We start from the raw sequence: 11,958 nt of genomic DNA, 5'->3' as shown, positions 1-11,958 counted from the left end.
ATCACGAAAGCGCTCCCGCTTTCGTGGAAAGCGCTCTAAAGGCCCAGCTTTTCCACCACGTCTTTTGCACCGGAGATTGTTAACAGGACTCCGGATTCGCTGAATTCGCGGCCTTCGATGACAACCCCTGCCGCGGCAAGGCGCTTTTCAAGCTCGCCCATCTCGTCGAAGGCCGCGTTCACGGTCTTGGTCGCCTGCCTGACGAAAGGCCTCAGGTCGGCGGCTTCGATCGCTCGGGAGGCGGCGCCCGAATAGGCTCTCGCCAAGCCGCCACCGCCAAGTTTGGTGCCTCCGAAATATCTCACGACGATGACGCCGGCATCGATAAGGCTCGCGCCCGTCAGAACCTTGAGGCAAGGCATGCCGGATGTGCCTGCCGGTTCTCCGTCGTCCTTCGCACCTTCGGCGATGCGCCCGAACTCGTCGAACCGGCGAAAGGCGGTGACGAAGTGGTTCGCCTTGCGGTGTTCCTCGCGCAATTCGGCAAGGCGCGCCTCGAATTTATCCATCGAAACGAGATGAGCGATGAAGCGCGAGCGCCGGTCTTCCAACTCGCCGATGCTTTCGCTCACGGGCGTCAGCAGCGTCATATTGCATATCTCCCGAAGCTGGAGACCGGTAGTGAGATAATGACGTTCGGAAAACGAAATACCGGCAAGCGCGCCATGTGGCTTAACCCAAACATGCGCTCAATGGAGGTCAGACGTTGGTCTTGAAGTGCTTGGAAAGCTTCAGCGCCTGGCCCTGGTAGTTCGAGCCGATCCCTTCGCCGTAAAGTGTCTCGGGGCGCTCGGTCATGCGTTCGTAGACCAGGCGGCCGACGGTCTGGCCATGCTCGACGATGAACGGCACCTCGTGGGAGCGCACTTCCAGAACCGCACGAGATCCCCTGCCTCCGACACCCGTATGACCGAAACCGGGGTCGAAAAAACCTGCGTAATGCACGCGGAATTCGCCGACGAGCGGATCGAAAGGCACCATCTCGGCGGCAAACATCGGCGGTACATGGACCGCTTCTCGCGAAACCAGGATGTAGAACTCATTCGGGTCGAGCACGAGCCAGGGTTTGTCGCGGTTTACGATCGGCTCCCAGAAGTCGAGCGGGTGTTGGGCGGCCTTCGCGTCGACGTTGATGACGCTCGTGTGTCGTTTCGCCCTGTAGCCGATCAGGCTCCCCGTGGCCTCTCCTTTCAGGTCGATGGTCAATTGAACGCCGCCGCCGATCAGCTCATCGCCACCGTTGACGAGCGTGTGCTCGTCATGGACCGTCGCAAGCTCCGCATCGCTCACCAGCGGGTCGCCACGGCGGAAGCGGATCTGCGACAGACGCGAGCCTTCGCGCACCAGCACCGGAAAGGTTCTCGGGCTGATTTCGGCGTAAAGCCTTCCGTTGTAGCCGGCAGGAACGGTATCGAACGCGCGGCCTTCATCCGTTATGACGCGTGTAAAGACATCGAGCCTTCCGGTCGAGCTTTTCGGATTGGTCGTCGCGGAGATATCGTTCGGCAACGCCAGGCTTTCCTGCAGCGGCACGATGTAGACACAACCGGTTTCAAGGACGGCACCGTGCGACAGATCGAATTCGTGCAGCTTCAGATCGTTGAGCTTTTCCTCCACCGAGGTGCGCCCCGGCAGGAAGGAGGCGCGCACCCTATAGGCGACCTGGCCAAGCCTGAGATCGAGGCTGGCAGGCTGAATCTGGTCTGAATCCGGCTCCCGAGCGGCCGTGATCGCGCCTTCCGCGAAAAGCTCTCTCAGGTTCTGTACCGGTAATATTCCGTTCTTGGCGGCAATCATTCTCTATTTGCCCGCTCATCGTGCGTCTTCAGGTTCTGGCTCCGTTATTAACGCATGCCGGGCGGAAGGGAAAGCTCTCTGCTATCCGGCCAAATCGGGCCATATCAAAATCGCTGACATAAAAGATCCTGTCGTTAAGGAAATATCGCTTTGAATTTGCCTTGCATCATGTAAAAATTAAAAAAATAATGATGAAAATAAGAAAAAATATGGCCCCATCTTCGCAGGGAAGGGTAAGGGCGTGTATCTGCCCGGTAGTATCTTCGGGAAAATTGGCGCCATATTAGGCATTGCGCTGCTTTTTGCATGGTCGGGCGGCGGCGAAACCGCGTCCGGCAACTGAACGGCGTTGAGCCGGGCGGATGCTGCGCAGATCCACACTTCTGGCACTTATTTTTGGGATCGGTTGCATCGCGGTGCTTTCGGTCGTGCGTGCGGCCGACCCCTTCTTCGTGCGGACGATCCGCGAAACGGCGTTCGACCAGTTTCAGCGCCTCTCACCGCGCCCACTTGGTAACGCGCCAGTGCGCGTAGTGGATATAGACGAAGCCTCGCTTCGCATTTACGGCCAATGGCCATGGCCACGCTCTCGGCTTGCCGAATTGACTGAGCGACTTGGACAGATGGGGGCTGCTGCGATCGCCTTCGATATGCTGTTTGCGGAACCCGATCGCCTGTCGCCCGTGACGATGCTGCGCGATCCCGCCTTCACGAGGCTGATGCCGCCGCGCGAAATCCAGCGCCTTATGCAAGAGATCGATGACAACGATCGCGCCTTTTCGGAAATGCTGGCGATAACTCCCTCGGTTCTTGGCTTCGCACGACTGGACGCGGCAGAAGGCGGCAAGCCGGCAGTCAAGACCGGCTTCGCATATACCGGCGTCGATCCGGCCCCTGCCGTTCCCAAGCTGCCATCCGTAGCCACCAATCTTGCGATTTTGGATCAGGCGGCGTCAGGCGTCGGCAGCATCAGCCTGTCGCCGACGGAGTCCGTTTCTGTCGTGCGCATGGTGCCGCTTCTCTGGACTGATGGCACCAACCTTTTTCCGAGCCTTGCGGTGGAGGCGTTGCGCGTGGCGAGCGGCGTTTCCACGCTTCTGGTCAATGCAGTGGAGAATAAAGGTACTATCATTCAGTCCTTGCGGGTCGGGGAATTCGAGATTCCCACTGCTCCCGACGGCACGGTCCGCGTGCGTTTCGGCAGCGATAGCCCGCAAAGATATGTTTCAGCCGCGAATATCCTTGCCGATGAGGTGGATCAGGCGGTCATCGACAAGATCGCGGGCAACATCGTCCTGGTGGGGACATCGGCGATCGGGCTTTACGACATCCGCGCCACGCCTATCGGCGAAAATGTGCCAGGCGTTTCCGTGCATGCGCAGCTGCTGGAACAGGTTATCGCGAGCGATTATCTTATACGCGCAGACTGGGTAGATGGGATCGAGCTTCTCGGGTTTGTTCTCGTCGCACTCTTCGTCCTTGTCATGACAATGGCAACGGGGCCCGTTGTCGCATTTGTTTCGGGGGGGCTTGCGGCGGGCGCCATTGCCACGGGCTCGTGGGTTGCTTTCGCCGATTACGGCGTTCTTTTCGATCCCACATTTCCGATGGCGGGCGGTTTTGTGATTTTTCTTGCGGCGACATCCTTCCGCTTCCTTGTGGCCGATCGCCAGAAACGGCAGATCAGGCGCGCATTTTCGCAATATGTGGCACCGGCCATCCTGGACCAGATCGAAAGGCAGCCGGAGACGTTGGCGCTTGGCGGAGAAACCCGCGAAGCAACGGTTTTGTTCGCGGACATTCGAGATTTCACCACTCTTGGAGAAGCGCTCGCGCCGGACGATATCATTCAGTTCCTGAACACCCTTCTTGGTGCCTTGAGCGTGGAAATCACCTCCGAGCGCGGCACGATCGACAAATATCTGGGCGATTCCGTCATGGCGTTCTGGAATGCCCCGGTCACAGATCCCGAGCATGAGCTTCATGCCTGCCGCGCAGCGCTGAAAATGCGTCGGGCGCTGGACCGCTTCAACAAGGATGACGGGCAAGGCCAGCCGCAGCGCTGGCGCAAGGGGCTCCCCACTGTTCGCATCGGCATTGGAATGGCGACAGGCCTGGCATGTGTCGGCAACATGGGCTCTCAGTCGCGGTTCGACTATTCGGTGGTGGGCGATACGGTGAACATCGCATCGCGTGTCGAGACCGCTTCCAAATTAGTCGGCTTCGATATCGTCCTTTCCGCATCCACCGCTGCAGGCGCTAAGGGCATGGCGCTGCTTCAGGCCGGCCGGATCGCCGTCAAGGGCCGGCACGATCTTGTTGAGATCCACATTCTGGTGGGCGACGAGGAACTGGCGCGGTCTTCGGAATTCCTCCAATTGTCAGAAGCGCATTCGGCATTTTTCGATGCGTTGCGCTCAGCTCGCGGCAATTGGACAGAGGAACTGCGTTGCTGCAGGCAAGCCGCCCGAAAAATGCCGGTCGATCTTGGTCCCTTCTATGATCGTATTCCGGACAGGCTGCAGGATTTCGCACAACCGGTCGAGCCTGCGACAATTGTTGAAAGCGCCAATCGTGTTTCCGGCTGACGGGTTCAAAATCGAGTGAAGGATACTTGCGGGGCGGCGCTGAGGCGCGAATGCCTCGCTCGGAGCGTTGACGGGCAGGCGGGCTTGGCGTATGACGCCTTTTGACCCGTGGTGATTTGAGCCGGCCGGCTTGCAGCCACGTTAAACAAGTCGCTAAAAAGGCCGGGTGCTCAAAACCCCGGCTCTCGGCCGGGGTTTTTGCATTCTGGAGATGAAGCTGATGACGCAGGATATCGACCCGACCGAAGGCGGAAACTGGAAACCGGCCACGACGCTGGTTCACGGCGGGACGGCGCGCTCGATGTTTGGAGAAACTTCGGAGGCGATGTTCCTGACGCAAGGCTTCGTCTATGAAACGGCCGAACTCGCGGAAGCCCGTTTCAACGGCGAGCAACCCGGCTTCGTCTATTCGCGCTATGCGAACCCGACTGTCGCCATGTTCGAACAGCGCATCGCGGCGCTTGAGGGGGCGGAGGCCGCGCGTGGAACGGCAAGCGGCATGGCAGCCGTCAATCTGGCACTCATGGCGTGTTGCAAGGCGGGCGACCACGTCGTCGCGGCGAAGGCACTTTTCGGGTCCTGCCGGTTTATCGTGGAAACGCTCTTGCCGCGCTTCGGTGTGGAATCGACCCTGGTCGACGGGACCGACATCGAACAGTGGAAGCGGGCGGTTCGGCCCAATACCGCGGCGCTTTTCCTTGAAAGCCCGACCAACCCGACCCTTGAGGTGATCGACATTCAGGCGGTTGCCGATATCGCCCATTCGGTCGGCGCGAGGCTTATCGTCGACAATGTTTTCGCAACGCCGCTTTTGCAATCGCCCATGAAGTTCGGCGCCGATGTCGTCGTCTATTCCGCCACCAAGCATATCGACGGGCAGGGCAGGTGTCTCGGCGGTGTTATCCTGTCCGATGAGGAATGGATCGTCGATGAGGTCATGCCTTTCGTGAAGCATACGGGCCCGCACATGAGCCCGTTCAATGCGTGGGTCATGCTGAAGGGGCTTGAGACGTTGCCGCTGCGCGTGGAGCGCCAGACGGCCACGGCGAAATATCTGGCGGACGAACTCGCCGGCCATTCCGCCGTCACGCGCATGATCTACCCCGGTCGCGAGGACCACCCGCAGGCCGATGTGGTGAGGCGTCAGATGAAGGCCGGTTCAACCATGATCGCTCTTGAAGTGAAGGGGGGCAAGGAAGGGGCGTTTTCCATGCTGAATGCCCTGAGGCTCGTGAAGCTTTCCAACAACCTCGGCGACGCCAAGAGCCTGATCACCCATCCCGCGACGACCACGCACCAGTCAATCGGCGAGGAGGCGCGCGCGGAACTCGATATATCCGATGGACTGCTGCGTTTGTCCGTCGGCCTGGAGGATGCCGGAGACCTCCTGCAGGATCTGACGCGGGCACTCGATCGCGTCGGCTGAAGGGCAGTTGCCCCTCAGCCGCGCAGCATCTGCGAGACGAGTACAAGCCGGGATAAGGCGGAGATCGCGCATATCCCGGCAAAGCCCCATGCGATTATCGAAAACCATGCCGGAAACAGGCACATGGCGGTAAAAATCGCGATTGTCTCCGCACCTTCGGCCAGACCGCCCAGATAGTAGAGCGATTTCGCGCCATGGATGTCCGTGCTCATGCCGCGCTTTTCGGCCATTACCGCAAATCCCAGGAATGTTGCGCCGTTCATGTAGAAGGCTAGCAAAAGGGCCGCCGCCGAATAGGCGTTGGCGGCCGGGTCCTGGGCGGCGAAGGCGAAGGGTACTGCGCCGTAGAAAAAGAAATCGAGCACGATATCCAGGTAACCGCCGAGGTCGGTCTTTCCGGTTGCCCGCGCAACCGCGCCATCCAGGCCGTCGGCAAGCCTGTTGAGCGCTATCAGTGCGAGCGCGGAAAGCCAATACCCCCAAGCGATCGCAAGTGCCGCCGCAATCCCGAAAACGAAGCCCGCAATCGTCACTGAGTTTGCGCCGATACCCGATCGGGCAAGGCGTAGCCCCACCGCGTTCAATGGTGGATCAATGATGTGGCGAAGCCTGGCGTCGAACATCCGGAGCCTTTCATTCTCTGGCTCAATGCTCTTCGCTTATTCGGCGTTTCGGCGCAACACATCGGCTTGGCGGGATGTACGCCGAGTATAGCTTGTTTCGGATTCGAAACCTTGAACATAGGTCATTTTTACAAGATTGAGCATTACTCTTAAAGATTGCATAGTGCATAAAATTCCCGCTCTGATATTCTTTAAGTCACAGAGAGGTTCCTGGTAAATGGCGCCTCTGTTGCAGCATAAACTTTAGGGTAGACTTGGTCATGGCGAAAATGTAACTCGGCTTTTGCGATCACAATTCACACTTCCCCGAAAGTTTGCATTAACAGCATCAAGATCGTGCGATAAAAATAACGAAATTTCGAATTGGATTAGTAGCCAGGCTTGGGCAGAAACGATCGATGTATAAATCTGTTACACGCAATATTCAGGTGACTGTTGAGCCATATTATATCGCGGAAGAGTCCGATCCGGATGACAAGCATTACTTCTGGGCCTACTCCGTCGAGATCGTGAATCTGGGCGAGGAAACCGTTCAGCTCCGGAAACGATACTGGAAGATTACGGACGCGAATGGCCAGGTCAACGAGGTTCGCGGCGCCGGGGTAGTGGGGGAGCAGCCGATCATACGCCCGGGCGAGCGTTACGAATATACCTCCGGGTGTCCGCTCACCACGGCATCCGGCATTATGTCGGGCTCTTATCAGATGCAGTCGGACTCAGGTGAGTTTTTCCTTGTCACCGTTCCTACCTTTTCCCTCGACAAGCCGGACCCGCGGCGCGTCATCAATTGAACAGGTGCATTCTATCCAAGGTAGTAATCGCCGATGTGCCGAAGCGCGATGACATCGCCTCGACCTGATAATTTTTACCAGGCTTGCGCATCGGGAAACCAAGTATTCACTTGTTTAATGTTCAATCGCCTTCAACGATAAATACCGAAGGCGTCAATAGTTACGATGGCTCGTGCCAGGGACAGGCAAAAGCGCGGAGTACCCACTTCGCGCCAACTGATGGATGCGATGGCGGATCTGCAGGTCTTCCCGGCGGGGCCTGACGCTACCGGTTCCGTGTCAGGCGCCGAAGCACTCGTTCCGCCGCTTGATGCCGATGCCAGGCGCGATGCGATCATCGACAATTCGCCTGCGTCGACGCTGCTTTGCGACCGTAACTATATAGTCTGGGAAGCGAATGCGAAATTCCTGAATGATTTCAGTCTGGTAGCAGACGTCGTCATCGGGCGGCCGCTTTCCTGCGCGATCGGTCAGAAGATTTTCGAGAGGCGCAAACCTTCAATCGATCAGGCGCTTTCGGGCGAAACCACGCGCTTGCTGGAGTGGGAAACGGATCGCACAGGCGCGCGTTTTATCCTGGACATATCCCATGTTCCGGTGCGCGACCGTCAAGGTGAGATAGTCGGTGCGATCGTTTCCGCGATCAAGGCGAGCGAGCAGCAGGAACTCAAGCAGCGCCTGTCGATGTACCGTGAGGTTCTGCGCCAGACGACGGACCGGGTCGGCGTGATCGGCACGGATTATCGCTACCGATTCTGTAACGACGCAAACGCCGCCTATCACCGCCGCAGACCGGAAGATATCATCGGTTGCCACCTGGGCGACATGATCGGCTGGGCGTTGTTCGAGGAGCATGGCCGAAAAAATTATGACAGCTGCTTTGCCGGCGAGTCGCTCGAGTTCGAGCTGGACCTGACGAAACCCGGCGAAGCGCCGGAGATCGCAAATGTGCGCATGTACCCCTTCAGGGAAGGCAGGGACGAGATCACCGGAGCGGTGGTGGTCATTCGCGACATTACCGAAACCGCACTGATGGCCAAGGAGATACGCCGCAGGGCGCGCGAGGACGCGCTGACGGGTGTCTACAACCGATATGCACTTCAGGAACGTCTTGAAGAGCTTATTTCCAACGCTTCGGAGAAGGGCGAGTGTGCCGCACTCCTGACCATAGACCTCGACAATTTCAAGGTGGTGAACGACCTTGCCGGCCACGGTGCGGGTGATGCGCTGCTATGTCAGATCGGCGAAATGTTGAAGGCCTTCGAGTCGAGCCATGATGCCATGGTGGCACGGCTTGGCGGAGATGAATTCGCGCTCCTGTTGTCCTGCCGCGGCGAATGCCGGGCAATGGAAATCGGGCGTCAGATCGTCTCCAACATTCAGACGATGCGCTTCGAGTGGGGCGGAAGCGTCTTCACGGTCGACGCGAGCATCGGCGTTGCGTTTCTCAACGGCAAGGATGCCGGCGTAAATCCCGTTACCGCGGGCGACCTCATGAAATGGGCGGACCAGGCCTGCCTGCTTGCCAAGGAAACCGGCGGCGGGCGTACGCTCGTTTTCGAGCCGGGCAACCGGGAAATGGCCGCCCGGCAGGCGCATATCGGCAATCTCAAGGTTATTCGCCAGGCGCTTGAGGAAAATGCCTTTCGCCTGTTCACCATGCCGATCGAAGCCATCGATGACAGTGGGCGCCTCTACAACGAAGTGCTTCTGAGGGTGGTCGGCCAGAACGGGCAGATGCTGCCGCCTGCTCCGTTGATCGTGGCGGCGGAGCGTCATGGCCTGATGCCGAAAATCGATCGCTGGGTCATTTGCAACGTCCTGCAGCGGCTTCGTTCGGCACCCGAAGATTTGCGTCTTTCGGTCAACCTGTCGGGGCAGTCGGTTGGCGATCCGGCGTTCAAGGATCTTCTGCTTCATAGGCTCGGTGAATATCCCGACCTCGCCACGCGGCTGTCCTTCGAAATTACGGAAACGGCTACGGTGCGCAGCATGGCGACCGCTCAAGCGCTCATCCGCGCGCTTCGCGATCGCGGCTGCGGGGTCATCCTGGATGATTTCGGCGCGGGGCTTTCCTCGTTCGCCTATCTTCGCCAATTCGAGATCGATTGCCTGAAGATCGACGGCTCGATCATCGGCGACGTCGCAAGCGACGAGGTCCAGCGTACGATTGTGGCTGGCATTGTGGCGGTGGCCAACAAGCTGGGCATCGAAGTCACGGCGGAATTCGTTGAAAATCGGGAAACGATGAAAATCCTGCGCGAACTGGGTGTGACATTCGCGCAAGGCTATTTTGTCGGAAGGCCTGTAGAATGGACCGCCGGAACGGAGTTCTGTGTCGAGATCGGCAACGCCTGATTCGAAGCCGATTGATGCTAAGTGGTCCGGAATCTGGCCTGGGCGCTACGCTCGATCGCGGCGACGGTGAGCTTGTCGAGGCCGAGCCTGTCGCGCAGTATCTGGAGCAGGCGCAATTCCTCCTGCTGGACGTCCAGATCGGCTGCGGCGATCTCCACCGCAACCGCGTAAGCCGTATCGCGCATGCGTTCGGGCACGCTTGCCACGATCAGGTCGAGCACGTCGTTCATGCCGTTTTTGGCCTGCAGGCGCTCGCCGCATTCCTGGGCGACCGCTATAATCCGGTTCTCGTCGAAGCCGTTGAAAACGGGCAGCGTACGCACGACCTGGCCCATGGAGGAAAGTTCCCGGTCGGTCATCGCGCTGTCGGCGGCCGAGGTGATCACCATCACGTAAATTAGCGCGTCATGCAGGGAAACGGTCGAAGTCATCGGGATATCTGCGCCTTTCTTGTCCACGGAGCCTAATTGGCTTACGACAAGTAAGTTGGCGGACGTTCCTACGCAACCTTCGAATTTCAGGTCGTTCGGTTTCGGTTCGAGAACACTGCGAAGGACGATATCCGCAATGGCGTGCGGTCGAGATTGACGGGACGCCCCGGCTTTTCTAGTTTCCGCGCGACCGGAACGTGGCAATCCTCATGTCGCGTCCCGTTTTCCGCGAAAATCGACGCAACCCCTTCAACGGAACCATCCGCACATGAGCGTTCAATCCCTGCCTGAACTTGACCTGTCGCCCTCCTTCGTAGAGGCGGCGCAGGCTTCCAAAGCCTGGCCGTTCGAAGAAGCGCGCAAGCTGGTCAAGCGGGTGGAAAAGCGTTCGCATGACCGGCCGGTTCTGTTCGAGACGGGATACGGCCCGTCCGGCCTGCCGCACATCGGCACCTTCGGAGAGGTTGCGCGCACGACGATGGTGCGCACCGCTTTCCGTCTTCTGACCGGAGATCAGGTTCCGACCAGGCTGCTTTGCTTTTCAGACGACATGGACGGTATGCGCAAGATACCGGACAACGTGCCGGACAAGTCGTTGCTGGAGCCGCATCTGCACAAGCCGCTGACCTCGGTGCCGAACCCCTTCGGCGGGGATTATGCGAGCTTTGCCGACTACAACAACGCCATGCTGCGGCGCTTTCTCGACACGTTCGGATTCGATTACGAGTTCGCAAGCGCGACCGAGTATTACAAGTCCGGCAAGTTCGACGAAATCCTGCGGCGCGTTGCCGAGCGCTATGACGCCATCATGGATATCATGCTGCCGACGCTGGGCGAGGAACGCCGTTCCACCTATTCGCCGTTCCTGCCGATTTCGGCCAAGACCGGCCGCGTTCTCTACGTTCCGATGAAGCATGTCGATGCCAGGGCGGGCACGATCACTTTCATCGACGAGGACGGCGAAGAGATCACGCAGGGTATCACCGGCGGTCAGGTGAAACTGCAGTGGAAGCCGGATTTCGGCGCGCGCTGGGCCGCGCTCGACGTGGACTTCGAGATGTTCGGCAAGGACCACGGGCCGAACATGCCGATCTACGACCGTATCTGCTCGGTGCTTGGCGGCACCCCGCCGGAGCATTACGTCTATGAGCTTTTCCTCGACGATCAGGGCCGCAAGATCTCCAAGTCCAAGGGCAATGGCCTGACGATCGACGAATGGCTGACCTATGCCTCGCCGGAAAGCCTGTCGCTTTACATGTACAACAAGCCAAAGGCGGCGAAGAAGCTTTACTTCGATGTCATCCCGAAGGCGGTGGACGAATATTTCACCTTCCTTTCGAAGGTCGAGGCGATGGCGCCTGAGCAGAAGCTGTCCAATCCGGTCTGGCACATCCACTCCGGCAACCCGCCGAAGGTGGATATGCCAGTCTCCTTTGCCATGCTGTTGAATCTCGTCTCGGCATCGAATGCGGAAAACAAGTCCGTCCTCTGGGCCTTCATTTCACGCTATGCACCGGGGGTGACGGCGCAAAGCCACCCGAAGCTCGACGAACTCGTCGGCTATGCGATCCGCTATTTCGACGATTTCGTGAAGCCGACGAAGACATTCCGCGCGCCGGATGATGTAGAGCGCGCGGCTCTTGAGGAGCTTGACCGGAAACTGGCGAGCTTGCCGGCCGATGCGGATGGCGAAACGATACAGAACGCCGTTCTCGACGTTGCGCGTGCGATCGAACGCTACCAGGACCACAAGAAGAAGAGCCCGGACGGCGGCCCCGGCGTATCGGTGGCGTGGTTCGGCGCGTTGTACCAAATCCTGCTCGGGCAGGAGAGGGGGCCGCGTTTCGGGTCCTTCGTGGCGCTTTACGGGATCGATGAGACGCGCGAGCTGATCCGCAAGGCGCTTGCCGGCGAACTTGCGCCATAAAGATGCATTGGAGGGCG

At 59.0% G+C, this 11,958-nt stretch carries 9 protein-coding genes and 1 riboswitch; of the genes, 5 read left to right on the top strand and 4 right to left on the bottom strand.

All coding sequences use genetic code 11. The features are described 5' to 3' along the window. Window positions 1–35: 35 nt before the first annotated feature. Together GR183_RS13705 and GR183_RS13700 are read right to left on the bottom strand one after the other, a co-directional pair. Window positions 36–590, bottom strand: a complete 555-nt coding sequence (locus GR183_RS13705; protein ID WP_160776202.1) for a YigZ family protein — start codon at window positions 588–590, stop codon at window positions 36–38. Window positions 591–699: 109 nt separating this feature from the next. Further along, window positions 700–1,797 carry a 2'-deoxycytidine 5'-triphosphate deaminase gene (locus GR183_RS13700; RefSeq protein WP_160776201.1) on the bottom strand — a complete coding sequence of 366 codons (1,098 nt, stop codon included), beginning with the start codon at window positions 1,795–1,797 and terminating at the stop codon, window positions 700–702. A gap of 362 nt (window positions 1,798–2,159) precedes the next feature. On the opposite strand from GR183_RS13700, the gene GR183_RS13695 reads away from it, so the two are divergent. Further along, complete coding sequence (locus GR183_RS13695) at window positions 2,160–4,385, top strand: CHASE2 domain-containing protein (protein ID WP_160776200.1); 2,226 nt, start codon at window positions 2,160–2,162, stop codon at window positions 4,383–4,385. Between the two features lie 98 nt (window positions 4,386–4,483). Beyond that, a riboswitch (SAM riboswitch) is annotated at window positions 4,484–4,563 on the top strand. 33 nt (window positions 4,564–4,596) lie between these two features. Then, window positions 4,597–5,811 (top strand): O-succinylhomoserine sulfhydrylase, encoded by a 1,215-nt coding sequence (locus GR183_RS13690; RefSeq protein ID WP_376765775.1) that lies wholly within the window; start codon window positions 4,597–4,599, stop codon window positions 5,809–5,811. Between the two features lie 14 nt (window positions 5,812–5,825). On the opposite strand, the gene GR183_RS13685 is transcribed toward GR183_RS13690, so the two are convergent. After that, window positions 5,826–6,434 carry a CDP-alcohol phosphatidyltransferase family protein gene (locus GR183_RS13685; RefSeq protein ID WP_160776198.1) on the bottom strand — a complete coding sequence of 203 codons (609 nt, stop codon included), beginning with the start codon at window positions 6,432–6,434 and terminating at the stop codon, window positions 5,826–5,828. A gap of 398 nt (window positions 6,435–6,832) precedes the next feature. Between GR183_RS13685 and apaG the strand changes: the two genes are divergently transcribed. Both apaG and GR183_RS13675 read left to right on the top strand, forming a co-directional pair. Next, entirely contained in the window at window positions 6,833–7,225 is a 393-nt protein-coding gene (apaG, locus tag GR183_RS13680) for a Co2+/Mg2+ efflux facilitator ApaG/CorD (protein WP_160776197.1), read from the top strand. Window positions 7,226–7,390: 165 nt separating this feature from the next. Further along, complete coding sequence (locus GR183_RS13675; protein ID WP_160776196.1) at window positions 7,391–9,583, top strand: EAL domain-containing protein; 2,193 nt, start codon at window positions 7,391–7,393, stop codon at window positions 9,581–9,583. A gap of 17 nt (window positions 9,584–9,600) precedes the next feature. Here GR183_RS13675 and GR183_RS13670 read toward each other — a convergent pair whose 3' ends face one another. Beyond that, the gene (locus GR183_RS13670) at window positions 9,601–10,014 is read right to left on the bottom strand and encodes a tellurite resistance TerB family protein (RefSeq protein ID WP_160776195.1); all 414 of its coding nucleotides are present in this window, start codon (window positions 10,012–10,014) and stop codon (window positions 9,601–9,603) included. Window positions 10,015–10,282: 268 nt separating this feature from the next. Between GR183_RS13670 and GR183_RS13665 the strand changes: the two genes are divergently transcribed. Further along, window positions 10,283–11,941 (top strand): lysine--tRNA ligase, encoded by a 1,659-nt coding sequence (locus GR183_RS13665; RefSeq protein WP_160776194.1) that lies wholly within the window; start codon window positions 10,283–10,285, stop codon window positions 11,939–11,941. Window positions 11,942–11,958 lie beyond the last annotated feature (17 nt).

The sequence above is a fragment of the Stappia sediminis genome (assembly GCF_009826895.1).
Lineage (GTDB): Bacteria > Pseudomonadota > Alphaproteobacteria > Rhizobiales > Stappiaceae > Hongsoonwoonella > Hongsoonwoonella sediminis.
Note: the sequence above shows the minus strand (reverse complement) of the source record. Positions and strands in the feature narration are given on the sequence as shown.

What these genes read in the sequence shown, in the direction of transcription:
- GR183_RS13705 (WP_160776202.1), bottom strand. Translation starts at nt 590, where the DNA reads ATGACGCTGCTGACGCCCGTGAGCGAAAGCATCGGCGAGTTGGAAGAC.
- GR183_RS13700 (WP_160776201.1), bottom strand. Translation starts at nt 1,797, where the DNA reads ATGATTGCCGCCAAGAACGGAATATTACCGGTACAGAACCTGAGAGAG.
- GR183_RS13695 (WP_160776200.1), top strand. Translation starts at nt 2,160, where the DNA reads ATGCTGCGCAGATCCACACTTCTGGCACTTATTTTTGGGATCGGTTGC.
- GR183_RS13690 (WP_376765775.1), top strand. Translation starts at nt 4,597, where the DNA reads ATGAAGCTGATGACGCAGGATATCGACCCGACCGAAGGCGGAAACTGG.
- GR183_RS13685 (WP_160776198.1), bottom strand. Translation starts at nt 6,434, where the DNA reads ATGTTCGACGCCAGGCTTCGCCACATCATTGATCCACCATTGAACGCG.
- apaG (WP_160776197.1), top strand. Translation starts at nt 6,833, where the DNA reads ATGTATAAATCTGTTACACGCAATATTCAGGTGACTGTTGAGCCATAT.
- GR183_RS13675 (WP_160776196.1), top strand. Translation starts at nt 7,391, where the DNA reads ATGGCTCGTGCCAGGGACAGGCAAAAGCGCGGAGTACCCACTTCGCGC.
- GR183_RS13670 (WP_160776195.1), bottom strand. Translation starts at nt 10,014, where the DNA reads ATGACTTCGACCGTTTCCCTGCATGACGCGCTAATTTACGTGATGGTG.
- GR183_RS13665 (WP_160776194.1), top strand. Translation starts at nt 10,283, where the DNA reads ATGAGCGTTCAATCCCTGCCTGAACTTGACCTGTCGCCCTCCTTCGTA.